The following is a 23,845-nucleotide window of genomic DNA, read 5'->3' as shown; positions in this document are numbered from 1 at the left end:
TTTCGAGGAGACCCAAATGGCCAAGAAGAAGGGCGGCGACTACATCGCCGAGACGCTCGTTCGCGAGAAGATCCCGTATGTTTTCGGAGTCTGCGGGCATGGCACGGTCGGCCTGATCGACCGTCTCTACGACGTGAAGGACGAGGTCCAGATGATCTCGCCGCGTCACGAGCAGACAGCCGTGCACATGGCGGACGCGTTCTTCCGCGTCTCGCACCGCGTGGCCGCCACGCTGACCTCGACGGGCCCGGGCTCCGCCAACCAGATCATGGGCCTCGCCGTCGCGCAGACCGACAGCTCGGCGATCCTGGCGATCACCGCCAACGTGCCGACGCAGCAGTTCAACCGCGGCCCGTTCCAGGAGCTGAACCTCCACCACCAGGCCGATTTCAACAATGTCATCCGCCCGGTCGTGAAGCGCAGCTTCCAGCCGACGCGCGTCGAGATGCTGCCGCTCGCGATGCGCCAGGCCTGCGCGACGATGACCACCGGCCGTCCCGGTCCCGTCAATCTCGACATCCCCTACAACCTCTTCCAGGAAGAGGGTGACCTCGCCGAGGAAGCCGTCGGCAGCGCCTTCGGCGTGCGCCGGCCGGGCGGCAGCCCGGACGACGTGCTGGCCACGGTCGACGCCATCCTGGCGGCGGAGCGGCCGGTGCTGTTCGTCGGCCACGGCATGGCGCTCTCGGAGGGTGGCCCCGAGCTGACCGAGCTCGCCCGCTGGATGTCGATCCCCGTCGTGTCGTCGCCGAACGGCATGGGCACGCTGGACATGACCGACGCGCTCTCGCTCGGCTTCATCGGCCGCAACGGCGCCTACCAGGCCAACCAGGCCGGCCGCCATGCGGATCTGGTGCTCGCCATCGGCGCGCGCTTCGACGACCGCTCGGCCTCGAGCTGGCAGCCGGGCTATTCCTGGAACTTCCCCAGCACCAAGCTGATCCATGTCGATCTCGACCATGCCGAGCTCACACGCAACTACACCCCGGATCTCGCCATCCAGGCGGACGCGCGCACCTTCATTCGGCAGGTCCTGACCGAGCTGGCCAACCGCGCCGTCGGCCGCGAGCCGCGGCTGACGAGCTGGCTGGAGCAGATCGACGGCTGGCGGAAGGAATGGGAAGCGTTCGTCGCCCCCGGCTTCGCCGCGCATCAGCAGCCGATCCGTCCCGAGCGCATCGTCGCCGACTGCATGAAGGTCTTGCCGGACGACGCCATTCTGTCCTTCGACGCGGGCATCCACCACAACTGGTTCATGCAGTTCTGGAAGGCGCGCGCGCCTCAGAACATGCTGAACAGCTGGGGCTATTCCGGCATGGGCTTCGGCCCGTCGGCAATCCTCGGCGCCAAGCTCGCGGCACCCGATCGCGTCTGCGTCTCGGTCTGCGGCGACGGCGGCTTCACCATGGTGCCGCACGTGCTGTGCACCGCGGTCGAGTACAACATCCCGGTCGTCTGGGTGGTCTGGAACAACTTCGCCTGGGGCGCCATCCGCGACCTCCAGTACGGTTATTTCGATGGCCGCGAATACGGCACCGCTTTCTACCAGGGCGAGAATTCGCAGCCTTACAATCCGGACTTCGCGGCCTGGGCCCGCGCGGCCGGCGTCGAGGGCTTCACGGTCACGCGCTCGGAGGATTTCGCCGGCACGCTCGAGGCGGCGATCCGCATGAACCGTCCGGTCCTGATCGACGTGCACGTCGACGCCGACATCCGTCCGCCGACCACCGGATCCTGGGCACTGCCGCCGCTCCAGCCGAAGCAGCCGGCCTTCGGCACGGCCTGGCGGCCGGCCTGATCCCCTCAAGAGCTTGAACGCAAGGAACGCGACATGAGCGAATACAAGACCGTCATCCGCAACATCGCCGAGGAGCCCTGGCGGCAGTTTCCTGCCCATCACGGCGGCGCGTTGTCGAAGGCGCTGGCCCATCCCGAGACGACCGGCGCCCGCCAGATCGACTACCGCATCTCCACCTACCAGCCGATGGCCTATGTGGAGCGCCACGTCCACAAGCGCCAGGAGCAGGTCTATCACGTGCTCGACGGCGAGGGCCTGATGGAGATCGACGGCAAGAAGCATGTCGTGCGTAAGAACGATGTGATCTTTATTACGCCGGGCACCTGGCACAGTATCGAGAATTCCGGGCTGGGTGATTTGACCTTCATCGTCGTCACGACGCCGATCTCCGACGAGTGAGACCCTTCATGCCGCCCGTCTCGAAGTCTGCCGACGACGAAACCTCGCCGAAGGAGACTGCCGCCAAGGGCGGCATCCAGTCTCTCGAGCGGGCGGCCATGATCCTGTCGGTCGTCGCCCAAAGGGCGGAGACCGGCATCGGGCTGACGGAGGTGGCGGCGCAGACCGGGCTGCACACCTCCACCGCGTTCCATCTCATCAAGTCGATGGAAACGCTCGGCTTTGTCGCCAGGGTGGGCGATGGCAAGGCCTATTGCATCGGGCCGCGCATCTTCGCCCTGGCCGCCGGCGCGCCGCTGATCCAGACCCTGATCCGCTTCGGCCAGCCCGTGCTCGACGCGCTGAGCGCGGAAACCGGCGAGGCGAGCCATCTGGCGGTCCGGTCGGGCAGGGACATCCTGCTGGTCGCCCGGGCCGAGGCGCGCGGCATGCTGCAGATGGCCGATGTCATCGGCCAGCCGCGGCCGCCGCACGCCACCGCCATCGGCAAGCTGCTGCTGGCGCATTGCGATCCCGCACAGCGCGATCTCGAGGGGTTGCGTTTCGAGCCGTTCACCGACGCCACCCTCCGCTCCGCGCCGGCGCTCGGCGCCGATCTCGAACGGGTGTTGGCGCGCGGCTATGCCGAGGATCGTGGCGAACTCGACGAGAACGTGCGCTGCATCGCGGTCCCGGTGCGGAATTTCTCCGGCGCGGTGATCGCGGCCATCGGATTGTCCGGGCCGATCTGGAAAATGACGGACGCGGTGGTGGCCGCGCATCTGGAGACGCTGCGCGGCCATGCGAGCCAGCTTTCGGCGCTGATGGGCCATGCCGGGTGATCGCGAAAACCTATAGCAATGCAGGAAATCAGTATTAACTGGCTTCCAGATTTCCCTGTAGAAATTTCATTGCTGGCTGTGTCGCCTCTCATGGGCTTCATAAGCATTTTTTCGTCTGCCCCATCTTGATTCATGTCGTGCCCAAGAGCCGGCGAGAATACAACGAGTAGATACATGAAATTTCCATTCGAGGCTGCTGTGGATGGTCTGTATCCCATTTGCGGGATGCTGATCGGCAAGGATTGGGTGCCGGGAACAGCAGAGACGCGCGAGATCATCGATAAATTTCGTCTGACGCCATTTGCCCTGCTGCCGTCGTCTTCGCCGGCGCAGATCGACCAGATGCTGGATCTGGCGCAGGCGAGCTTCGAGGGCAGCACGCTGACGGCCTATGATCGCGGCCGCATCCTCGACGGCGTCGCCGACAGGATCGAGCGTCAGGCGGATGCGTTCCTCGAAGTCATGCAGATCGAGACGGGCTACACGACGGTCGATTGCCGCAACGAGATCGATCGCACGGTGCAGACGTTCCGGCTCTCGGCGGAGGAAGCGCGGCGTCTGAAGGGCGACGTCATCCCCATGGCTGGCGCGGCCGGGCAGGGGCGGCGGATCGGCATGACGGTGCGCGTGCCGCTCGGCATCGTGCTCGCCGTCACGCCGTTCAACGCGCCGCTCAACACGGTCGCGCACAAGGTCGGCCCGGCCATCGCCGCCGGTAACACCGTCGTGCTCAAGCCGGCGAGCCAGACCCCGCGTACCGCCTGCCTGATGGCGCAGGCCTTCCTCGACGCGGGCCTGCCGCCCGGCCACCTCCAGGTCTTCCACGGCGGCGGCGTCGCGGTCACCCATGCGATGCAGGACGATCGCGTCCGCTACATCGCCTTCACCGGCTCGACCGGCGTCGGCGCCAAGATCCAGGCGCAGGCCGGGCTGCGCCGGACGCAGATGGAACTGGGCTCGATCGCCTTCACCGTATTGAGCGACGACGCCGATCTCGACCAGGCCCTGCCGAAGGTCGTCAATGCCGGCTATCGCAAGGCCGGCCAGGTCTGCACGTCGATCCAGATCCTGCTGGTGCACCGGTCGATCCTGGCCGAGGTCGAGGCGCGGCTGACCAAGCTCGTCGCCGGCCTGCACTATGGCGATCCGCAGTCGGAAGGCGCCATTTGCGGTCCGCTGATCTCGCTCGACGACGCGACGCGGGTCGAAGCCTGGATCAACCAGGCGGTCGAGCAGGGCGCGACGCTGCTGGCCGGCGGCACGCGCGAAGGCGCCGTCGTCGCGCCGACGCTGCTCAGCAATGTCGCGCCGACGATGAATGTCGGCTGCCAGGAGATCTTCGGGCCGGTCGTCTGCATCGAGGCGTTCGACACGATCGACGGCGCGATCGCCCGCGTGAACGCCACGCCATATGGTCTGGCCTCGGGCATCTTCACCAACCGGCTGGACGATGCGTTCGCGGCCGCGCGGCGCCTGCGCGTCGGTGGCGTGCACGTCAACGAGACCTCGTCATCGCGCGTCGACATGATGCCGTATGGCGGCTCGAAGGACAGCGGCTTCGGTCGCGAGGGCCCGCCCTACGCCATCCACGAGATGACCGAAGAGCGCGTCATCAGCTTCACGGTCTAGGGTCTTCGCGCGAAGACCACGCAACCAGACAATGAGTTGGAGCGGCGCGGCGTTTCTCGAAACGAGGCGCCGCTCCCCGGACGCCGCGTCGAGCAGAGGGCGCGGCGTCCGCATTATTTCAAGGAATGGACGGCGACATGACGGTACGGACAGCACTGGTATTCGGCGGCACGCGCGGCATCGGGCGCGCCATCGTCACCGAACTGACCCGCAAGGGCGTCGACACCGCCTTCACCTATGCGCGGTCGGCCGAGACCGGCCTGCCGGGCCACGCGATCCGCGCCGACATCACGGATCAGGCCTCCGTCGCCGCCGCCTATGAGGAGGCGCTTGCCCGCTTCGGCGGCCGCCTCGACTATGTCGTCGCCAATGCCGGCATCAACGTGCCCGCCCGCCCGCTCGCCGATTTCCCGATCGAGGACATGCGGGCGCTGTTCGAGACCAACATCATCGGCGCCTTCAACATGCTGCAGGGCGCGGCGCGCCATGTCGCCGACAATGGCGCCGTCGTCGCCTTGACGACGTCGCTCGTGCGCCATGCGGTTGCCGGCACCGGCCCCTATACGGCGACCAAGGCGGCGGTCGAGGCTCTGCTCCGCTCGCTGCAGAAGGAACTGGCGGGACGCGGCGTCCGCGTCAACGCGGTGGCTCCCGGCCCGGTCGACACTGACCTGTTCCGCAATGGCAAGGATGCCGCCGCCGTGGCGCGCTCCGCCGCGATGTCGCCCTTCAACCGCATCGGAGCGCCCGAGGAAGTGGCGAAGCTGGTGTCGTTCGTGCTGTCCGACGACGCGTCGTGGGTCGCCGGCCAGGTTCTGCAGCCGAATGGCGGGCTCGTCTGAGTCCGACCGGCGTCATCCTCAATCCGCGATGAAAAGAGGGCCGCGGCGGATGTCGCGGCCCTCTTTCTGTTTTGCCCGGACGGCGCCGGTCAGCGAGCGGCGGTCAGCCGGTCGGCGTCCGCCTGCGTCAGCGGGGCAGGGCGCTCGGTCGTGGTCGAGAGCGTGATCACCCGGCTCTCGGCCGCCGCCTGCAGGATCGACACCATGGCGTCAAGCGCATGCACGGCGACGCGGCCCGAGCAGCGCGGCTCGCGGTTGTTGTCCGCCGCGTCGAGCAGGTCGGCGACGCCGAGCATGCGGTAGTTCGCGTGCTTGCCGTCCTGCCAGTTGGCCTTGCCGAACGGCGCATCCGAGGTGTCGACCTCGATATAGTCGCCGCCTTCCTTCGAATAGCGGATCTTGCCGCCGAAGAAGTTCGGGTCGGGGACCAGCATCGTGCCGTCCGAACCGTACAGCTCGATCGGATTGACGTGGCCGTGCTTCCAGATGTCCCAGCTGGCCGAGAGCGTGACCTGCGCGCCCGAGGCGAAGTTCAGGATCGCGTTGATGGTCGTCGGCGTGCCCACCGGCACGGTCTTGCCCTTGAGCGGGCCTTCGGCAGTGACGAGGCGGTCTTCAAAACCCTTGCTGGCCACGGCGGTGACCGTCTGGATCGGACCGAGCAGGTTGACCAGCGCGGCGATGTAGTAGGGGCCGAGGTCGAGGATCGGACCGCCGCCCGGCTGGAAGAAGAAGCCGGGATTGGGGTGCCACATCTCCATGCCGCGGCTCATGACGTGCATGGTGCCGGCGATGACGCGGCCGATCTTGCCCTCGTCGATCAGCCGGCGCGCCGTCTGACCGCCGCCGCCGAGGAAGGTGTCCGGCGCGCTGCCGAGCTTCAGCCCGCGCGCGTCGGCCTCGGCAACCAGCTTCTTGCCGTCCTCGACGGAGAGCGCGAACGGCTTCTCCGAATAGGCGTGCTTGCCGGCCGAAAGGATCGCGTTCGACACCTCGTAATGCGCCGAGGGGATGGTCAGGTTGATGACCGTGTCGATCTCGGAATCCCGAAGCAGCTCATCGACGCCGAGGGCGCGGACGCCGAACTGGCCGGCGCGGGCCTTGGCCGCCTCGGCCGAGAGGTCGGCGACGGCGACGATCTTCGTGCCGGGGAAGAGTGGCGCCAGCTTCAGATAGGCTTCCGAGATGTTACCGGCGCCGATCAGGCCGATCTGGTGGATCTTGGACATGAAGCGGTCGCCTTTCAGGAAACCAGGGCCTTGATGGAGGCGAAGGAACGCTCGGCGAACCGCTTCCAGTCGGCCGGATTGTCGTGCTCGGCGACAAGGATGCCGGCCTTCGGCGCCTTGGCGATGTGCGGCCACAGCGCCTTCCAGTCGATCGTGCCATGGCCGACATCGGCCCAGCCGTCTTCTTCCGTCGTGCCGGCCGGCGCGATGTCCTTGATGTGGAAGGCGATCGTGTCGCCGGCGAGCTTGTCGATCTCGGCGGCGGCGTCCTTGCCGGCGCGGGCGACCCAGCCGATGTCGAGCTCGGCCGAGACGCCGTTGCCGATCATGTGGTCGATCGGACGCGAGCCGTCGGCGAGCGTCGCATATTCGAAGTCGTGGTTGTGGTAGCCGAGGCCGAGGCCGGCTGCCTTTGCCTTTTCGGCCGCCACGGCGATCGTCTCATGCAGCTTCTTCCAGCCGTCGACGTCGGTCGGGCGCTGCTCGGCAACGAGATAGGGGATGACGATCGTCTCGGCGCCGATCGTCTTGGCGATGTCGATGAAGCGGCTGGTCTCGCCGGTCACGCCGTCGATCGGCGCATGGAAGGTCGGCGTGACGAGGCCGGCGGCATCCACCTTTTTGCGGTAGCCGGCCGGGTTCTCGCCATAGAGCGGATAATAGGGCTCGACGGCGTCATAGCCGATCTTGGCGAGGCCCTCGAGGATCGTTTCCAGCGGCGGGAAGTTGCGGGCGGAGTAGAGCTGGAACGAGATCTTATGCTTCGACATGCGAATGTCTTTCTTGCGGGTTCGGCGGGAATGGCCCGAAACCGTGGGCCCAGGGGAAGGAAAGCGAAAGATCAGAGCCTGGCGCCGGTCGCCAGATCGAAGACCGAAGCCTGCGCGGGCTCGAACCAGGCGTCAACCACCGACGGCGTGTCGACATGCGCGTCGCCGTCGATGCGGACGGAGAACTGCGTGCCGGCGACGTCGCCCCAGACGAGGCTGTCGGCGCCCATCGGCTCCACCAGCGTCAGGTTGACGGGAATGGTGGTGGCGTTCGGCTCGCGCTTCTCGAGGTCGATCTGCTCGGGACGAATGCCGAGCGTCGCCGGGCGGCCGTGCTCGGGCGGCGCGACGAATTCATAGCCGGCGAGATCGACGATGCGGCCATCCTTGAGCTTGAACGTCGCGCGTCCCTCCTCGACGACGAGCGTGCCGTCGACGAAGTTCATCGAGGGCGAGCCGACGAAGCCGGCGACGAAACGGTTGAGCGGCCGGCGATAGATCTCCTTCGGCGAGGCGAGCTGCTGGATCACGCCGCCATTCATCACGGCGATGCGGTCGGCCAGCGTCAGCGCCTCGATCTGGTCGTGCGTGACGTAGATCATGGTCGAGCCGAGGCCCTGGTGCAGGCGCTTCAGCTCGACGCGCAGCTCCGTGCGCAGCTTGGCATCGAGGTTGGAGAGCGGCTCGTCGAACAGGAAGACGTCGACGTCGCGCACCAAGGCGCGGCCGATCGCGACGCGCTGGCGCTGGCCGCCGGAGAGCTCGGCTGGGCGGCGGTTCAGGAGCGGCTGGATCTGCAGGATCTCGGCGGCGCGGGCGACGCGCTTGTCGATCTCGGCCTTCGGCGTCTTGGCCATCTTCAGGCCGAAGGAGAGGTTGCCGGTCACCGTCATGCGCGGATAGAGCGCGTAGGACTGGAACACCATGCCGATGCCGCGGTCCTTCGGCTCCTCCCAGGTGACGTTCTTGCCGCCGATCCAGATCTGGCCGGCCGAGATGTCGAGCAGGCCGGCGACGGCGTTGAGCAGGGTGGATTTGCCGCAGCCGGAGGGGCCGAGCAGCACGATGAACTCGCCCTGCTCGATCTCGAGATCGAGGTTCTTCAGGACCTTGAGGTTGCCGAACTCGATTTCAAGGTCACGGATGGAGACGGTGGCCATGGCTTATCCCTTCACGGCGCCGGCGGCGATACCGCGCACGAACCAGCGTCCCGATATGAAATAGACGACGAGGGGAACGAGGGCGGTCAGGATCGTCGCCGCCATGTTCACGTTGTAGAGCTTCTCGCCCTGGGTCGAATTGACGATGTTGTTCAGCTGCACGGTCATCGGCAGGTTGTCGCGACCGGCGAAGATCACGCCGAACAGGAAGTCGTTCCAGATGCCGGTTACCTGCAGGATGCAGGCAACGATGACGATCGGTGTCGACATCGGCAGCATCAGGCGGAAGAAGATCTGGAAGAAGCCGCCGCCGTCGACGCGGGCCGCCTTGAACAGCTCGATCGGCAGGCTCGCATAGTAGTTGCGGAACAAGAGCGTCATCAGCGGCAGGCCGAAGATGATGTGCGTGACGACGATGCCGGTCATCGTGCCGTAGATGCCGACCGTCGAATAGATCCGCACCAGCGGGTAGATGAACACCTGATAGGGCAGGAAGGCGCCGAGCAGCAGCACGGCGAAGAGCAGGTTGGCGCCGCGCACGCGCCAGAGCGACAGCGCATAGCCGGTGAGCGAGCCGACGAAGATCGACAGGATCACGCTTGGGATCAGGATGCGGACCGAGTTCCAGAAGCCGACCTTGATGCCGCTGCAGTTCAATCCGGTGCAGGCAGAATTCCAGGCCTGGATCCAGGGCTCGATCGTCATCTCGGACGGCAACGAGAAGATGTTGCCCATGCGGATCTCGCCCATCGTCTTCAGCGAGGTGACGATCATCACGTACATCGGCAGCAGGAAGAAGAGCGCCGCGAAGAAGAGGAAGGCATAGAGCCCGACGCGGCCGGCGGTGACCGAACGCGGACGTGGGCCGGAGGGGCCGGACATGGCCGCCGCGGTAGCGGGAGTGGGTGTCGCCTGCAGCATCACTTGCCTCCCTTGGCGCGCTCGGGCCGGAAATATTCGTAGTAGAGCCAGGGCGTGATGATCACGAGGACGATGACCAGCAGCACCGACGAGGCCGCCGTGGCGAGGCCGATGTTCGAGCGCCCGAACAGGTAGTCGAGGATGAACTTGGCCGGGACTTCCGAGGAGATGCCGGGACCGCCGCCGGTCAGCGCGATGACGAGGTCGTAGACGCGCACCACGGCGAGCGAGAGCAGCACCACCGAGGTGATGATCGTCGGTCGCAGCATCGGCACGATGATGTTGAGATAGACGCGCCAGGCGGGGATGCCGTCGACGCGCGCCGCCTTCCAGAGCTCCTGGTCGATGCCGCGGAGGCCAGCCAGCATCAGCGCCATGACGAGGCCCGAGGCCTGCCAGACGCCGGCGATGATGACGACATAGATCGCGCGGTCGTTCTGGATGATCCAGTCGAAGCGGAAGTCGGTCCAGCCGAGATTGCGCACATATTGCTGCACGCCGAGCGTCGGATTGAGGATCCACTGCCAGGCGAGGCCGGTGACGATGAACGACATGGCGTAGGGGTAAAGGAAGATCGTACGGAACGTGTTCTCGAACCGGATCTTCTGGTCGAGCGCTGCCGCCATCAGGAAACCGAGGACAAGGCAGACCAGGATCAGGCCGATCCCGAAGATGACCATGTTCTCCAGCGAGATGATCCAGCGCGACGTCGTGAACAGGCGCTCGTACTGCCGGATTCCGATGAAGTTCATCGACGGAAGCAGCTTCGAGTCCGTGAATGAGATCTGCACGGTCCACAGCATGGTGCCGAGATAGGCGCAGACGACGATGACGAAGGCGGGTATCAGCGCCACATAACTGGCGACGTTCTGGCGGCGGCGAGGCTTCACGCTTCCCGACCTCTCTGGCTCAGACTGGACGTGGGTATGACGCGTCCGGCGGCGCGGCCCGAGGGACCCGCGCCGCCGGCTTGATGCGTCCGAGGCGTTACTTCGCCTGCTCGACGGCCGTGTTCCACTTCGCGACGAAGTCGTCGGCCGACATCGACGGATTGGCCCAGTATTCGGCCACGACGTCCGTCAGGCTCTGCACGACGTCGGCCGAAGCCAGGATGTCGGCGGCCGGGATCTGCTTGTCGGGATCCTGCAGGACTTCCACGCCGATCTTGGCGCAGGCGTCGAGCGCGGAGTTGTCAACGTCGAGACGGACCGGAACCGAGCCCTTCTTGGCGTTGAACGCGACCTGCGCGTCCTTCGACATCATCACCGTGGCGAGGAGGTCCTGCGCCTTGGTGCCGGCTTCATCCTTCAGCTTCGGGAAGATGAAGACGTCGCCGCCCATGATGAAGTTCTTCTGGCCCGGCCCGAGGATGCAGCCGAAGTCCTTGCCGGCGACCTGGTTGGCCAGCACGAACTCGCCCTTGGCCCAGTCGCCCATGAACTGGAAGCCGGCCTTGCCCGAGATGACCATGCCAGTGGCGACGTTCCAGTCGCGGTTCGGATTGCCCGGATCGGAGTAGTCACGGATCTTGCCGAAGATCTCGGCGACCTTCTTGAACTCCGGCGACTTGACCGCCTCCGGGTCGAGATCCCTGTAGACCTTGAGGTAGAGATCCTTGCCGCCCTCGCTGAGCAGGATGGCGTTCAGCATCAGGTTGAGCTGCCAGGGCTGGCCGCCGACCGCGACCGGGATGATGCCGGCTGCCTTCAGCTTGTCGCCCGCGGCGAAGAACTCGTCCCAGGTGGTCGGCTCGGCGACGCCGGCCTTGTCGAGGACGGCCTTGTTGTACCAGACCCAGTTCTGGCCGTGATTGTTGATCGGCACGGCGATCACGTGGCCGTCGCGGGTCACCGCGTCGTAGAACGCCGGCGGCAGGGCGGCCTTCCAGCCTTCCTTCTCGGCGATGTCGTCGAGGTTGCGGATCAGGCCCTGGGCGACGAGCTCGTCGATCTGCTTGCCCGTGTTGAACTGCATCGCGGCCGGCGGATCGCCACCGATGATGCGGTTGATGCCGATCGGGCGGGCGGTGCTGCCCGAGCCGCCGATGGCGGTGTCGACCCACTGGCCGCCGGCGGCGTCGAACGCCTTGGCGAATTCCTGCACGGCGGCGGCTTCGCCACCGGAGGTCCACCAGTGAAACACCTCGGCCTTCTGCGGATCGGCCTGGGCGACGCCCACGGCCAGTCCGACCATCGCCACGGCGCCCAGGAGCGCCCGCGCTACACGCTTCATGTCTTCCTCCCACATGCGACGCCTCGTCGAGGCGTCTGCTCAACGAACGTTGGCTCGATCCGTCGGACTTGAGCCGTCCGTATTGTTGTAATCGATTACATCCAGCGTATACTCCTTGCTGCGGCTGTCAACGCAATCTTATTTTGCAGTGCGAAAGAAAAAGGTCGGGCAAGGGCGGAATGGCGGATTCATCAGATATCGAGGCCGCCGAAGGCCATGCGCGAACCGTCACGATCCAGGACGTGGCGCGCATGGCGGGGGTTTCGACCGCCACGGTGAGCCGGGCGCTCGCGATGCCGGATCGCGTCGCGGCGGCGACCCGCGAGGCGGTTTTCTCGGCCATCCGCGAGACCGGCTACACGCCGAACGCCGCGGCGCGCTCGCTACGCGCGAAATCGACCAAGATGGTGCTGGTGCTGCTGCCGGGCATCGGCAATTCCTTCTTTACGCCCGTCCTGAACGCGCTGGAGGAGGTGTTCACCGAGGCCGGCTACGGCGTGCTGATCGGCTATACCCGGCAGAGCCGCCGACGCGAGACGCACTACGCGCGGGTCATTCGCGCGGGCCAGGTGGACGGCGTGCTCGTCGTCACGGGCAACGTGCCGCGCGACGAGGAGTTCGCCTCCGTCCCGGACACGGTGCCGAAATCGCTGATGTTCTCCGAGATTCCCGGCAACGAGCATGTCTCGGTCTTCGACGTCGACAACCGCCAGGCCTCGGCGGCGGCCGTCCGCTATCTGATCAGCCAGGGACACCGGCGCATCGCCCACATCCCCGGCGCGGAGGGCGGGCTCGAGGCCCAGGAGCGCCTTGGTGGCTATTGCGATGCGCTGGTCGAGGCGGGGCTGCCTGTCGATGAGGCGCTGATCTGGCGCGGCGCCACCAATTTCGACTTCGCCTCGGGCGACCGGGCGGCGGCGCAGTTCTTCAAGCTTTCCGAGCGGCCCACGGCGGTGTTCGCGGCGGCCGACGAAATCGCGCTCGGCTTCATGCGCGCGCTGAAGAACCAGGGGGTCGGCATCCCCTCGGATGTCTCGGTCATCGGCTTCGACGACACTGACTACGCCATCCACTACGATCCGGCGCTGACGACGATGCGGCAGCCGCGCACCGAGATGGGCCGGCTGGCGGCGGCCGACCTGCTGCGCCGTATGGCGGCCCGCAACGAGGCGGTGCCGACCTCGAAGGTGCGTCTGCCCTGCGAGCTGGTGGTACGCGAGAGCGTGCGGCGGCTGGACTAGCCCGCCAGTTCCTCGCGCAGCATTTCCAGCGTCAGCCATTCCTCCTCGGCTGCGTCGCGCTCGTGTTGCGCGGCGGCGAGGCGGGTGTTCGCCGCGTCGAACGCCTTGCGGTCGCTGGCGAACAGGTTCGGCGTGGCGAGCTTCGCCTCCAGCTTGGCGATCTCGGCGCCGAGCGCGTCGATCTTCGCCGGCAGCGTCTCCAGCGCGTGCTTCTGCTTGAAGGAGAGCTTGGCCTTGCTCGCCGGCGCGGCGCGTTCGGCGGCCGGTTTCTTCTCGTCCTTGCGCGGTTCGGACTTGGCGGCGGTGCGGGCCGGCGCGGCGGCGCCGCGCTGCGCCAGCATGTCGGTATAGCCGCCGGCATAGTCGGTCCACCGGCCATCGCCCTCCGCCACGATCACCGAGGTGGCGACGCGGTCGAGGAAGTCGCGGTCGTGGCTGACGAGCAGGATCGTGCCTTCGTAGTCGTCGAGCAGTTCCTCGAGCAGGTCCAGCGTCTCGAGGTCGAGATCGTTGGTCGGTTCGTCGAGCACCAGGAGGTTGGACGGGCGGGCCAGCGCCCGCGCCAGCATCAGCCGGCCGCGCTCGCCACCGGAAAGCGCGGTGATCGGCGCGCGGGCCTGCTCGGGCGTGAACAGGAAGTCCTTCATGTAGCCGATGACGTGGCGCGGCTGGCCGTTGACCATCACGTTGTCGCCGCGCCCCTCGGTCAGCGCGTCGGCGAGGCGAAGGTTCGCGTCCAGGCTTTCGCGGCGCTGGTCGAGCGTCACCATCTGCAGATTGGTGCCGAGCTTGATCGTGCCGCTGTCGGGCGCCAGCACGCCGGTCAGGAGGTTCAGAAGCGTCGTCTTGCCGGCGCCGTTGGCGCCGACCAGGCCGATACGGTCGCCGCGCAGGATGCGGGTCGAGAAATCGCGCACGATCTCGCGTTCGCCGAATGCCTTCGAGACGTCGATCGCCTCGATCACCGACTTGCCGGAGACATTGCCCTCGCTCGCCTGCAGATTGACACTGCCGACGGCGCGGCGCTGGTCGCGCCGTTCCTGGCGCAGGCCTTCGAGCTTGCGCAGGCGGCCCATGTTGCGCTTGCGCCGCGCGGTGACGCCGTAGCGCACCCAGTCGAGCTCCTGGCTGATCTTGCGATCGAGCCGCTCGCGTTCCTTCTCTTCCTCGTGCAGGACGTTGTCGCGCCATTCCTCGAAGGCGGAGAAGCCCTGTTCGAGCCGGCGCGTCGTGCCGCGGTCGAGCCAGAGCGTGGCCTTCGACAGGCGCTCCAGGAAACGACGGTCATGGCTGATCAGCACCAGCGCCGAGCGCATGGATTTCAGCGTCTCTTCCAGCCATTCGATCGCCGGCAGGTCGAGATGGTTGGTCGGCTCGTCGAGCAGCAGCACGTCCGGCTCCGGCGCGATGGCACGCGCCAGCGCCGCGCGGCGCGCCTCGCCGCCGGAAAGCTGGCCGGGCGTCTCCTCGCCGGTGAGGCCGAGCGCCTCCATCAGCATGGTGGCGCGATACGGGTCGTCGCCCGGTCCGAGGCCCGCCTCGACATAGGCGCGCACGGTCGGAAAGGCCGAGAGGTCCGGCTCCTGCGGCAGGTAGCGCAGCGTCGCGCCGGGCTGCACGAAGCGCGTGCCGGAATCGGCTTCGACCGTGCCGGCCGCGATCTTCAGCAGCGTCGACTTGCCCGAGCCGTTGCGGCCGACGAAGCAGAGCCGCTCGCCGGCGGAGACCGACAAGGTCGCGTTTTCGATCAGCGGACGACCACCGAAGGTGAGGCGGATATCCTGGAGGAGAAGCAGTGGAGGAGCCATGCGCGGGATGTAGCCGTCGCCGCGGGCGGGGGCAAGGCGGATCATGCCGGGCCATGGTGACGCGGCGGCGTTTGCCCTAAGCTGACGCGACCGGAGGCCGTCTCGGGAGGACGAACTTGGACGATCGGAAAGCCGGAGCGGCGCCACAGGCGGATCTGGTCGCGCTGATGCGGGCGGTCGCGGCGCGCGACGAAACCGCGTTCAAGCAGCTCTATGAGCGCAGTTCCGCGAAACTATTCGCCATTGTCCGGCGTATCGCAGTCAGTGAGGCAGCGGCCGAAGAGGCGTTGCAGGAGGCGTGGGTCCGGATCTGGAACCATGCCGACCGGTTCGATCCCGCTTTAGCGTCCCCGATAACCTGGATGACGACGATCGCGCGGCATGCGGCGATCGATGCCGTGCGCAAGGGTGCCGAACGGGTGTCGGCGACGGCCGCCGCCATCGACGAGGAGCTGGCGGAGAAACTGCCGGCGCCGGGTGCGGCGACCGATGGCCTGACCGGCCTGCAACTGCAGCGCTGCCTCGAGGGGCTGGATGGGGAGCGGCGTGGCATGGTCTTGCTCGCCTACAGCTATGGCTACAGCCGCGAGGAGCTGTCGCGCCGGTTCGACAAGCCGGTCGCGACGGTGAAGACGATATTGCGGCGCAGCCTGATCGCCTTGAAGGAGTGTCTCGGTGGCCGATAGCGACGAGATTGAGGGACTGGCCGGCGAATATGTGCTCGGCACGCTCGACAAGGGCGAGCGCGCGGCGGTCGAGGCGCAGAGCGGCGCCGATCCCGCGCTGCGCGCCGCGATCGGCGAGTGGGCCGGCCGCCTGCAGCCGCTTGCCGACGCAGCCGGCGAGACGCCGCCGCCCGCCAGCGTCTGGAGCGGTATCCTCGGCCGGATCCGCGCCGTCGGGGGCGATGCGCGCGTGCTGCTGCTGGAGCGCACCGTGCGCCGGCTGCGCATCGCCACGATCGGCTTCGGCGCGCTCGCCGCGGCGCTCGCCATCTTCGTCCTGAACGAGCGCGAGGTGGCGCCGCCGCCGATGGCCGGGATGAGTTATGTCGCGGTCCTGAACGGGGAGGGCGGCAAGCCGGCCTTCGTCGCCATGGTCAACACCGATACCGGCATGATCAAGCTGCGGCGCGTCGGCGAGGCGCCGCCGCCCGACAAGAGCTTCGAGCTCTGGCAGGTGCCGGCCGAGGGGCCGACCGTCTCGATGGGCGTCGCCGACAATCTGAGCGACCTGATGCCGATGAACGTCTCGCTGAAACCGGGCGAGAAACTCGCCATCTCGGTCGAGCCGAAGGGCGGTTCGCCGACGGGCCAGGCGACCGGCCCGGTCGTCTATATCGGCGATCTGCTGCCGGCCGAGTGAGCGGCCGCCAGCCTTCACTGCATCGCTCGAAAGCGTCCTACGCGACGGCCTTCACGCGCTTGTCGATCCATGCCGACAGACGGTCGAGCGCGCCGTCGAGGATCTCGTCGCGCTTCGAGAAGCAGAAGCGGATGAAGCTCTCCGGCGCGTTGCCGTCATAGAAGGCGGAGACCGGCACGGCGGTGACGCCGGCCTCGATCGTCATGCGCTGGCAAAGCTCGGCGTCGGTGCCGGCGAGGCCGAGCGGGGAGAAGTCGGCGGTGACGAAATAGGTGCCGGCGCAGGGCGCGACGCCGAAGCTGAGGCGTTCGAGGCCGGCGGCGAGCCGGTCGCGCTTCTTGGCCAGGTCGCCGGCGAGCGACGCGTAATACTCGTCGCCCTTGCCGAGGCCGAAAGCGACCGCCGACTGCAGGGCCGCCGGGGTGGTGAAGGTCGTGAACTGATGCGCCTTGGCGATCGGATCGAGCAGGCGCGGCGTCGCGGTGACGTAGCCGACCTTCCAGCCGGTCAGCGAGAAGGTCTTGCCGGCCGAACCGATACGGATGGCGCGCTCGCGCATGCCGGGCAAGGTCATCAGCGGGATGTGCTCGCGTCCGTCGAACACGATGTGCTCGTAGACCTCGTCGCAGACCGCGTAGGCGTCGTGGCGCACGCAGAGCTCGGCGATGAAGGCGAGTTCGTCGCGTGTGAACACCTTGGCGGCGGGGTTCATCGGATTGTTAATCAGGATCGCCTTGGTCTTGTCCGAGAAGGCGGCGGCCAACGCGTCCGTATCCAGTTCCCAGTGCGGCGGCGTCACGCGTACGAGCTTCGGGATGCCGCCGGCGCGGCGGATCAGCGGCAGGTAGCAATCATAGAGCGGCTCGATGACGACGATCTCGTCGCCCGGTTCGATCAGCGCGGTGAAGATGTCGGACAGCGCCTCGGTGGCGCCGGAGGTGACCAAGACCTCCGTCTTCCAGTCCACGTCGAGGCCGTAGAAACGCTGGTTCGCGGCGGCGACCGCCTGGCGGAGCGCCGGCACGCCCATCATCGGCGGATACTGGTTGGGGCCGGCGATCAGCGCCTCGGCGGCGGCGCGACGAACATCTTCCGGTCCGTCGACATCGGGAAAGCCCTGGCCGAGATTGATCGAACCATGCTCGATGGCGAGCCGCGACATCACTTCGAAGATGGTCGTCGGCAGGCCGGTAAAGACGGGATTGGTCGTTTTCATTGGGAACTCCACTCGGCGCGGAGATTATGGCGGGGTCTCGGCCGGTGCAAGCAATGGCGTGCCATCGCGCCGGTTTCCCGCAGCAGCCTTTTCCCCGCCGCCGGCAAAGTCCGCGGCGCCAGCTCGATTTTTTTGGAGCGGGTGTGAAACCGTTCTACCTGCGTCTCGTATAAGTCGGTGGAAGAACGCTTCGGGATGCCCCAGTAGAAGCTGCGTCATCGGTGGTTATACAGGATTGGTCGGCAATCATGCTGTCCATGCTTGGGATGTTTTTGGCCCGTTGCCGCAGGTTCTATTATCGTTTCCCGAGGCGTGACATCCGGATCTGGGCATAGATCGACGCGCGGGCATGGCTCGCCGTCGCAGGAGGACGTCTAATGTCTCGTTTCGCCAATATCGCCCGTGCCGCCGCCATCGCAACGATCGCGCTCGGCGGGGTCGCTACGATCGCCGCGCCCGCCATCGCCAAGACCATGATGGTCGGCGGCGCGGCCATGTATCCCGACAAGAACATCATCGAGAACGCCGTCAATTCGAAGGACCACACGACGCTCGTCGCGGCGGTCAAGGCGGCCGGCCTGGTCGACACGCTGTCGGGCAAGGGTCCGTTCACGGTGTTCGCGCCAACCAACGAAGCCTTCGCCGCGCTGCCCAAGGGTACCGTCGAGACGCTGCTCGAACCCGCCAACAAGGACAAGCTGACCGCCGTGCTGACCTATCATGTCGTGCCCGGCAAGATCTCCGCCGCCGACATCGTCGCTGCCGCCAAGAAGATGAACGGCATGGCCGAGTACAAGACCGTCGAGGGCGAGAGCATCAAGTTCAAGGTCGACGGCAAGAAGGTCTGGCTGATGGGCGAGAAGGGCGGCAAGGGCGAGGTCACCATTGCCGACGTCAACCAGTCGAACGGCGTCATCCATGTGATCGATACGGTTCTCATCCCCTGACCTCCCCGGGACGAGGACATCTGGGCCCGGCCATTCGGCCGGGCTCTTTTTGTCGCCAACGCGGAACGCCGTCCCGATTTCCGACGACGTGAAACCTTTCGCCGGGCGAGCGCGTATCTGCGGAACCGGTGGGCGACGCCGTCTCCTTGCCTCCTGACGGTGCCGTCGACCTTCCGCGCATCCATCGCTCCCGGCGATGGATGCCAAGGCGCCGCTCCGGAGGAAGCCCCGCCTTCCGGGGCGGCGACCGCATGGGGGACCGCCAAATGGAAAAGCGCCGGGCGGACGCGCTGGCGCTTTTGCGATGTTGGTCGGGGTGGCGGTCCCGCCGGCTCAGTAGGTCAGCATCGGCGGCAGGGCCTTGGCCTGCTCGATCCAGCTCTCGACCAGCTTTTCCGCCGGCAGCTGCCGGACCAGCTTCTTGGTCGCGTTGATCTCGGTCATCTTGGCGGTGAGGTTGTCGGCGCGGCGGGTCTTCAGTTCCTTGACCGTGTCGACGCCGGCCGCCTCGAGCAGCTCGGAATATTCCTCGGCGACGCCCTTGATCCGCATCAGGTCGGCCATGTTGGCCCATTTCAGGATCTTCTGTTCGTCGATGCCCGATTTCTCGGCGACCGCCTTGCGTCCCTTCGGATCCTTCGCCTGCTCGAGCAGTGCGCCCGTCGTCTTGATGCCGGCGGCGGTGAGTTTCTCGGCGAAGACGGGGCCGATGCCCTCGATATCCTTGATCGGGTAAGACATTCTCGAACTCTCCTGAGCGAATCCCAAGTGTTTGAAGTCTAGGCAGGGATGTTCGCTTGTGCCTTCCGCTATGGCAAGCCATCTCGTCGGCCGGGACGGCAATCGGCAGATTGCACGGGCGGATTTCAGTCCTATAAGGTCGCCAAAGCCCTTCGATATCAGGAAGGGATGACGCCAGAGGAATGCTCGATGTCGATGCTGCAAGCGGACAAGATCTATCTCGGGACCAGCGACAAGCCGGAATACCTCCTGCTCGGCCTCGCCAACCGGCATGGACTGGTCACCGGCGCCACGGGCACCGGCAAGACGGTGACGCTGCAGGTGCTGGCGCAGGGCTTTTCCGATGCCGGCGTTCCCGTCTTCTGCGCCGACATCAAGGGCGATCTCTCCGGCATCGCCGAGGCCGGCACGCCGCAGGACTTCCTGATGAAGCGGGCCGAGGAGCTCGGCTTCCAGGACGAATACAAGTTCAGCGCCTGCCCGACGATCTTCTGGGACCTGTTCGGCCAGCAGGGGCATCCGATCCGCACCACGGTCAGCGAGATGGGGCCGCTGCTGCTGGCGCGGCTGATGAATCTGAACGACACCCAGGAGGGCGTGCTCACCATCGCCTTCCGCGTCGCCGACGAACAGGGCCTGCTGCTGCTCGACCTCAAGGACCTGCGCGCCATGCTCGGCTTCATGGCCGAGAACGCCGACCAGATCCAGGCGAAGTACGGCAACGTCACCAAGGCCTCGGTCGGCGCCATCCAGCGCCAGCTGCTGGTGCTGGAGAACCAGGGCGGCGACGCCTTCTTCGGCGAGCCCGCGCTCAACATCGCCGACCTGATGCGCACCACGATCGACGGCCGCGGCATGGTCAACGTGCTCGCCGCCGACAAGCTGATGCAGTCGCCGCGCCTTTACGCGACCTTCCTGCTCTGGCTGCTGTCGGAGCTGTTCGAGGTCCTGCCCGAGGTCGGCGATCCGGCCAAGCCGCGTCTCGTCTTCTTCTTCGACGAGGCGCATCTGCTGTTCGACGAGGCGCCGAAGGCGTTGCTCGAAAAGGTCGAGCAGGTGGTGAAGCTGATCCGCTCGAAGGGCGTCGGCGTCTATTTCGTCACCCAGAATCCGCTCGACGTTCCGGACAGCGTGCTGTCGCAGCTCGGTAACCGCGTCCAGCACGCGCTGCGCGCCTACACCCCGCGCGATCAGAAGGCGGTCAAGGTCGCCGCCGACACGTTCCGGCCCAACCCGGCCTTCAAGACGATGGACGTGATCACCCAGCTCGCCGTCGGCGAGGCGCTGGTCTCGACGTTGGAGCCGAAGGGCGTGCCGAGCATGGTCGCGCGCACCTTCATCCGGCCGCCGTCCTCGCGCATCGGGCCGGTGACGCCTGCCGAGCGGGCACAGATCATCGCCACCAGCCCGGTCGGCATGGCCTATGACAAGACGGTCGATCGCGAGTCCGCCTACGAGATCCTCGGCCAGCAGCAGGCGCAGGCCGCGGCGGCGGAGGGCGAGGCCGGCGCCGCGCCGGAGTCGGGCGGCTTCGACGTCGGCTCGATCCTCGGCTCACTGCTCGGCACCAACAAGAAGCGCGGCGAACGGTTCACGGCGACCCAGCGCGTGGCGCGCGACGTGACGCGGACCGTCACCAACAAGGTGGCGGGCGACGTCGCCGCCAATATCGGCAAGAGCGTCGCCGGCTCGATCGGCGGCTCGGTTGGCCGCTCCATCGTGCGCGGCGTGCTGGGCAGCATCCTGCGCGTCCGCTGAACGCGCATCGCGGCGCGGCACAAAAAAAATCCCCGGGGCGAAGGCTCCGGGGATTTCGTTTTCGTGGAGTCTCGGGGCCGGTTCAGGCGGCCTTGAGCAGGCCTTCGGCCTCGAGCGCCGCCTTGACCGCCGGGCGGGCCGCGACGCGGTCGAAATAGGCGTCGAGCGTCGGGCCGAGCTCGAACTTGAAGCCCTTGGCCCAGCGCAGCACGGTGAAGAGATATCCGTCGGCGACGCTGAAATTCTCTCCCATCAGGTAGGGCTTGTCGCCCAGCTCATCGGCGATGTAGCCGAGGCGCATCATCAGGCGCTCCTTGAAGCTCGCCTTGGCCTCGTCGTTGACCGCGGGATTGAAGAACGGGCTGAAGCCCTTGTGCAGCTCGGTCGAGATGAAGGCGAGCCAGTCCATCAGCTGGTAGCGCGCTTCCGAGCCGAGCGCTGGCGCCAGCGCCTTCTCGGGCGCCAGGTCGGCGATCACCTGCACGATGATCGGGCCTTCTGCGACCACGCGACCGTCCTCGAGCTGCAGCGCCGGCACGTAGCCGCGCGGATTGATCGCCTTGTAGTCGGCGCCGGTTTCCGTCGCCTTGGCGCGCAGGTCGACCTTTTCCATCGTGAAGGGAAGGCCGGCCTCGCGGAGCGCGATATGCGGCGACAGCGAGCAGGCGCCGGGGGCGTAGTAGAGCTTCATGCGTGTTTCCTAGGGAGCGGTCGCCCGCGGGCGCGGGCCGGGCAAATCGTACGGTTCGTAAGGTGAGCTTTGTAACGCCGACATTCAAGCCATCGATCGGTGCTCGCAGCGTCAACCAGTCCTTGCCTTTTCTTTTCCAGGATGCAGGCGTATCAGAACCGTTTCCGCGCGTGCCTGCGCGCGCTCACCTCCCGGAGCCCGCCGTGTCCGACCGCCTTGCCGACGTTCTCGCCCATATCGACGCCGATCTCGAAAACAGCCTGGAGCGGCTGTTCAAGCTGATCCGCATCGAGAGCATCTCGACCGACCCTGCCTATGCCGGCGCCTGTCGCGAGGCGGCCGAGCTGATCGCCGCCGATCTCGCCTCGATCGGCTTCGACGCCAGCGCCCGGCCGACCCCCGGCCATCCGATGGTCGTCGGCCACCAGGATGGCGGCAAGGGCCCGCGCGCGCTGTTCTACGGTCATTACGACGTGCAGCCGGTCGATCCGATCGAGCTCTGGGACACGGCGCCGTTCGAGCCGAGGATCGTCACGGCGGCGGACGGCACCAAGCAGATCGTCGCCCGCGGCACCTCCGACGACAAGGGCCAGCTGATGACCTTCATCGAGGCGTTCCGCGCCTGGAAGGAAGTCACCGGCAAGCTGCCGATTCCCGTCTCCATCCTGCTGGAGGGCGAGGAGGAATCGGGCGGCGCCAATCTCGTGCCGTTCATGCGGGCCAACAAGGACGAGCTGAAGGCGGATTTCGCTTTCGTCTGCGACACGAACATGTGGGATCGCCAGACGCCGGCCGTCACGACCATGCTGCGCGGCCTGGTCGGCGAGGAGATCACCATCACCGCCGCCTCGCGCGACCTGCATTCGGGCATGTATGGCGGCGCGGCGCGCAATCCGATCCACGTCCTCGTGTCGATCCTCGACGGGCTCCGTGACGCCAATGGCCGCGTCACGCTGCCGGGGTTCTATGACGGCGTCGGCGAGGTGCCGGACAGCATCCGCCAGCAATGGCAGTCGCTCGGCTTCGACCCCGAGGAGTTCCTTGGCGAGGTCGGCCTTTCCGTGCCGGCCGGCGAGATCGACCGCAGCGTGCTGGAGAAAATCTGGGCGCGGCCGACCTGCGAGGTCAACGGCATCACCGGCGGCTACACCGGCGAGGGCTTCAAGACGGTGATCGCCTCGCAGGCCTCGGCCAAGGTCTCGTTCCGTCTCGTCGACAAGCAGGATCCGGACAAGATCCGCGCCGCCTTCCGCGCCTATGTCCGGTCGAAGCTGCCGGCCGATTGCACGGTCGAGTTCACGCCGCATGGCGGCTCTCCCAGCATCCGCCTGCCGGCCGACAATCCCGCGCTGGTCAAGACGCGCGCCGCGCTGGCCGCCGAGTGGGGCCATGAGTGTGTCACCGTCGGTTCGGGCGGGTCGATCCCGGTCGCCGGCGACTTCAAGGAGGTGCTCGGCCTCGACGCGCTGATGGTCGGTTTCGCGCAGGAGAGCGACCGCATCCACTCGCCGAACGAGAAATACGACCTCTCCAGCTTCCATGGCGGCATCCGCTCCTGGGCCCGCATCCTGGCGGAGCTGTCGGAGGAGGGCGCCTCGTGAAGATCTGCGTCTTCTGCGGTTCGAGCGCCGGCTACCGGCCGGATTATCGCGACGCGGCGGTCGCGCTTGGCCGCGCGATCGCGCTGCGCGGCGCGACGCTCGTCTATGGCGGCTCGAAGGTGGGCCTGATGGGCGCGGTCGCGGACGCGGTGCTGATGGCGGGCGGCGAGGCGATCGGTGTCATCCCGACGGCGCTGCGCGACAAGGAGATCGCCCATCCGGGGCTGACCGAGTTGCACGTCGTCGGCTCCATGCACGAGCGCAAGCAGATGATGGCCGATCTTTCGACCGGCTTCGTGGCGCTGCCGGGCGGCCTCGGCACGCTGGAGGAATTGTTCGAGATCTGGACCTGGGCCCAGCTTGGCTACCACCGCAAGCCCGTCGGCCTGCTCGACGTCGCCGGTTTCTACGATCAGCTGCGGGGCTTCCTCGACCACACGGTCGAGGCCGGCTTCGTGCGGGCCGAGCACCGCGACATGCTGATCGTCGACGACAATCCGGTCTCGCTGCTCGACCGCTATGACCGCTACGAGCCGGTCGCGCTGGCGAAATGGATCGGCCCGACCGAGCGGTGAGATTGCCGCCTGAGGCGTGAGGGACGGGGCGGCCTTATCCTTTCCGCTGCTTCGGACTTGAGTTGGTCGACCGCCTCCGCCCTCATCCTGAGGGGCCTCGC

General features: G+C 66.9%; 22 protein-coding genes. 12 read left to right on the top strand and 10 right to left on the bottom strand.

Going from position 1 to position 23,845, the window contains the following annotated elements:
* The first annotated feature begins 16 nt into the window (after nt 1–16).
* The 5 genes from G539_RS0113305 (at nt 17) to G539_RS0113285 (ending at nt 5,489) form a co-directional block, all read left to right on the top strand.
* The gene (locus tag G539_RS0113305) at nt 17–1,798 is read left to right on the top strand and encodes a thiamine pyrophosphate-binding protein (protein ID WP_029075637.1); all 1,782 of its coding nucleotides are present in this window, start codon (nt 17–19) and stop codon (nt 1,796–1,798) included.
* A 33-nt stretch (nt 1,799–1,831) separates the two neighbouring features.
* On the top strand, nt 1,832–2,197 hold the full coding sequence (locus tag G539_RS0113300) for a cupin domain-containing protein (protein ID WP_029075636.1): 366 nt from the start codon (nt 1,832–1,834) through the stop codon (nt 2,195–2,197).
* A gap of 8 nt (nt 2,198–2,205) precedes the next feature.
* On the top strand, nt 2,206–3,018 hold the full coding sequence (locus G539_RS24725) for an IclR family transcriptional regulator (RefSeq protein WP_035831347.1): 813 nt from the start codon (nt 2,206–2,208) through the stop codon (nt 3,016–3,018).
* A gap of 174 nt (nt 3,019–3,192) precedes the next feature.
* Nucleotides 3,193–4,647, top strand: coding sequence for an aldehyde dehydrogenase family protein (locus G539_RS0113290; RefSeq protein ID WP_029075635.1), 1,455 nt, complete (start codon nt 3,193–3,195; stop codon nt 4,645–4,647).
* A gap of 137 nt (nt 4,648–4,784) precedes the next feature.
* Nucleotides 4,785–5,489 (top strand): SDR family oxidoreductase, encoded by a 705-nt coding sequence (locus G539_RS0113285; protein WP_029075634.1) that lies wholly within the window; start codon nt 4,785–4,787, stop codon nt 5,487–5,489.
* Nucleotides 5,490–5,578: 89 nt separating this feature from the next.
* On the opposite strand, the gene G539_RS0113280 is transcribed toward G539_RS0113285, so the two are convergent.
* The 6 genes from G539_RS0113280 to G539_RS0113255 form a co-directional block, all read right to left on the bottom strand.
* A complete protein-coding gene (locus G539_RS0113280) occupies nt 5,579–6,718 on the bottom strand; it encodes a Gfo/Idh/MocA family protein (RefSeq protein WP_029075633.1) in 1,140 nt (379 codons plus the stop codon).
* 14 nt (nt 6,719–6,732) lie between these two features.
* Complete coding sequence (locus G539_RS0113275) at nt 6,733–7,488, bottom strand: sugar phosphate isomerase/epimerase family protein (protein WP_035831343.1); 756 nt, start codon at nt 7,486–7,488, stop codon at nt 6,733–6,735.
* Between the two features lie 71 nt (nt 7,489–7,559).
* Nucleotides 7,560–8,648, bottom strand: coding sequence for an ABC transporter ATP-binding protein (locus G539_RS0113270; RefSeq protein WP_029075631.1), 1,089 nt, complete (start codon nt 8,646–8,648; stop codon nt 7,560–7,562).
* A 3-nt stretch (nt 8,649–8,651) separates the two neighbouring features.
* The gene (locus G539_RS0113265) at nt 8,652–9,569 is read right to left on the bottom strand and encodes a carbohydrate ABC transporter permease (protein WP_084639984.1); all 918 of its coding nucleotides are present in this window, start codon (nt 9,567–9,569) and stop codon (nt 8,652–8,654) included.
* Nucleotides 9,569–10,459 (bottom strand): carbohydrate ABC transporter permease, encoded by an 891-nt coding sequence (locus G539_RS0113260; protein WP_029075629.1) that lies wholly within the window; start codon nt 10,457–10,459, stop codon nt 9,569–9,571. Before G539_RS0113260 ends, G539_RS0113265 begins: the two co-directional genes overlap by 1 nt.
* A gap of 97 nt (nt 10,460–10,556) precedes the next feature.
* A complete protein-coding gene (locus G539_RS0113255) occupies nt 10,557–11,801 on the bottom strand; it encodes an ABC transporter substrate-binding protein (RefSeq protein ID WP_035831672.1) in 1,245 nt (414 codons plus the stop codon).
* A gap of 179 nt (nt 11,802–11,980) precedes the next feature.
* Between G539_RS0113255 and G539_RS0113250 the strand changes: the two genes are divergently transcribed.
* Nucleotides 11,981–13,042 carry a LacI family DNA-binding transcriptional regulator gene (locus tag G539_RS0113250; protein ID WP_051231365.1) on the top strand — a complete coding sequence of 354 codons (1,062 nt, stop codon included), beginning with the start codon at nt 11,981–11,983 and terminating at the stop codon, nt 13,040–13,042.
* On the opposite strand, the gene G539_RS0113245 is transcribed toward G539_RS0113250, so the two are convergent.
* Nucleotides 13,039–14,850: an ABC-F family ATP-binding cassette domain-containing protein gene (locus G539_RS0113245; protein WP_029075626.1), complete on the bottom strand. Its 1,812-nt coding sequence runs from the start codon at nt 14,848–14,850 to the stop codon at nt 13,039–13,041. The two genes, G539_RS0113250 and G539_RS0113245, sit on opposite strands and share 4 nt — an antisense overlap.
* A gap of 116 nt (nt 14,851–14,966) precedes the next feature.
* On the opposite strand from G539_RS0113245, the gene G539_RS0113240 reads away from it, so the two are divergent.
* Both G539_RS0113240 and G539_RS0113235 read left to right on the top strand, forming a co-directional pair.
* The gene (locus tag G539_RS0113240) at nt 14,967–15,536 is read left to right on the top strand and encodes a sigma-70 family RNA polymerase sigma factor (protein ID WP_029075625.1); all 570 of its coding nucleotides are present in this window, start codon (nt 14,967–14,969) and stop codon (nt 15,534–15,536) included.
* Nucleotides 15,526–16,215 (top strand): anti-sigma factor, encoded by a 690-nt coding sequence (locus G539_RS0113235; protein WP_029075624.1) that lies wholly within the window; start codon nt 15,526–15,528, stop codon nt 16,213–16,215. The genes G539_RS0113240 and G539_RS0113235 overlap by 11 nt, the downstream gene beginning before the upstream one ends.
* Nucleotides 16,216–16,252: 37 nt before the next feature.
* On the opposite strand, the gene G539_RS0113230 is transcribed toward G539_RS0113235, so the two are convergent.
* A complete protein-coding gene (locus G539_RS0113230) occupies nt 16,253–17,431 on the bottom strand; it encodes an aminotransferase (RefSeq protein ID WP_029075623.1) in 1,179 nt (392 codons plus the stop codon).
* A gap of 377 nt (nt 17,432–17,808) precedes the next feature.
* Between G539_RS0113230 and G539_RS0113225 the strand changes: the two genes are divergently transcribed.
* Nucleotides 17,809–18,378, top strand: a complete 570-nt coding sequence (locus tag G539_RS0113225) for a fasciclin domain-containing protein (RefSeq protein ID WP_035831334.1) — start codon at nt 17,809–17,811, stop codon at nt 18,376–18,378.
* A gap of 333 nt (nt 18,379–18,711) precedes the next feature.
* Here G539_RS0113225 and G539_RS0113220 read toward each other — a convergent pair whose 3' ends face one another.
* Nucleotides 18,712–19,119 carry a DUF4332 domain-containing protein gene (locus tag G539_RS0113220; protein ID WP_029075621.1) on the bottom strand — a complete coding sequence of 136 codons (408 nt, stop codon included), beginning with the start codon at nt 19,117–19,119 and terminating at the stop codon, nt 18,712–18,714.
* A 189-nt stretch (nt 19,120–19,308) separates the two neighbouring features.
* Between G539_RS0113220 and G539_RS0113215 the strand changes: the two genes are divergently transcribed.
* A complete protein-coding gene (locus tag G539_RS0113215; RefSeq protein ID WP_156911965.1) occupies nt 19,309–20,877 on the top strand; it encodes a helicase HerA-like C-terminal domain-containing protein in 1,569 nt (522 codons plus the stop codon).
* A gap of 82 nt (nt 20,878–20,959) precedes the next feature.
* Here G539_RS0113215 and gstA read toward each other — a convergent pair whose 3' ends face one another.
* Nucleotides 20,960–21,568: a glutathione transferase GstA gene (gene gstA, locus G539_RS0113210; RefSeq protein ID WP_029075619.1), complete on the bottom strand. Its 609-nt coding sequence runs from the start codon at nt 21,566–21,568 to the stop codon at nt 20,960–20,962.
* Between the two features lie 203 nt (nt 21,569–21,771).
* On the opposite strand from gstA, the gene G539_RS0113205 reads away from it, so the two are divergent.
* Entirely contained in the window at nt 21,772–23,169 is a 1,398-nt protein-coding gene (locus tag G539_RS0113205; RefSeq protein ID WP_029075618.1) for a M20/M25/M40 family metallo-hydrolase, read from the top strand.
* Nucleotides 23,166–23,744: an LOG family protein gene (locus G539_RS0113200; RefSeq protein WP_029075617.1), complete on the top strand. Its 579-nt coding sequence runs from the start codon at nt 23,166–23,168 to the stop codon at nt 23,742–23,744. Before G539_RS0113205 ends, G539_RS0113200 begins: the two co-directional genes overlap by 4 nt.
* The last annotated feature ends 101 nt before the right edge of the window (nt 23,745–23,845 follow it).

This window comes from Kaistia adipata DSM 17808 (assembly GCF_000423225.1).
GTDB lineage: Bacteria > Pseudomonadota > Alphaproteobacteria > Rhizobiales > Kaistiaceae > Kaistia > Kaistia adipata.
The sequence above is the reverse complement of the archived record's forward strand: the minus strand, read 5'-3'. Positions and strand labels throughout refer to the sequence as shown.

Coding starts and splice junctions, on each gene's coding strand:
- G539_RS0113305 (WP_029075637.1), top strand. CDS start 17: ATGGCCAAGAAGAAGGGCGGCGACTACATCGCCGAGACGCTCGTTCGC.
- G539_RS0113300 (WP_029075636.1), top strand. CDS start 1,832: ATGAGCGAATACAAGACCGTCATCCGCAACATCGCCGAGGAGCCCTGG.
- G539_RS24725 (WP_035831347.1), top strand. CDS start 2,206: ATGCCGCCCGTCTCGAAGTCTGCCGACGACGAAACCTCGCCGAAGGAG.
- G539_RS0113290 (WP_029075635.1), top strand. CDS start 3,193: ATGAAATTTCCATTCGAGGCTGCTGTGGATGGTCTGTATCCCATTTGC.
- G539_RS0113285 (WP_029075634.1), top strand. CDS start 4,785: ATGACGGTACGGACAGCACTGGTATTCGGCGGCACGCGCGGCATCGGG.
- G539_RS0113280 (WP_029075633.1), bottom strand. CDS start 6,718: ATGTCCAAGATCCACCAGATCGGCCTGATCGGCGCCGGTAACATCTCG.
- G539_RS0113275 (WP_035831343.1), bottom strand. CDS start 7,488: ATGTCGAAGCATAAGATCTCGTTCCAGCTCTACTCCGCCCGCAACTTC.
- G539_RS0113270 (WP_029075631.1), bottom strand. CDS start 8,648: ATGGCCACCGTCTCCATCCGTGACCTTGAAATCGAGTTCGGCAACCTC.
- G539_RS0113265 (WP_084639984.1), bottom strand. CDS start 9,569: ATGCTGCAGGCGACACCCACTCCCGCTACCGCGGCGGCCATGTCCGGC.
- G539_RS0113255 (WP_035831672.1), bottom strand. CDS start 11,801: ATGAAGCGTGTAGCGCGGGCGCTCCTGGGCGCCGTGGCGATGGTCGGA.
- G539_RS0113250 (WP_051231365.1), top strand. CDS start 11,981: ATGGCGGATTCATCAGATATCGAGGCCGCCGAAGGCCATGCGCGAACC.
- G539_RS0113245 (WP_029075626.1), bottom strand. CDS start 14,850: ATGGCTCCTCCACTGCTTCTCCTCCAGGATATCCGCCTCACCTTCGGT.
- G539_RS0113230 (WP_029075623.1), bottom strand. CDS start 17,431: ATGAAAACGACCAATCCCGTCTTTACCGGCCTGCCGACGACCATCTTC.
- G539_RS0113225 (WP_035831334.1), top strand. CDS start 17,809: ATGTCTCGTTTCGCCAATATCGCCCGTGCCGCCGCCATCGCAACGATC.
- G539_RS0113220 (WP_029075621.1), bottom strand. CDS start 19,119: ATGTCTTACCCGATCAAGGATATCGAGGGCATCGGCCCCGTCTTCGCC.
- G539_RS0113215 (WP_156911965.1), top strand. CDS start 19,309: ATGTCGATGCTGCAAGCGGACAAGATCTATCTCGGGACCAGCGACAAG.
- gstA (WP_029075619.1), bottom strand. CDS start 21,568: ATGAAGCTCTACTACGCCCCCGGCGCCTGCTCGCTGTCGCCGCATATC.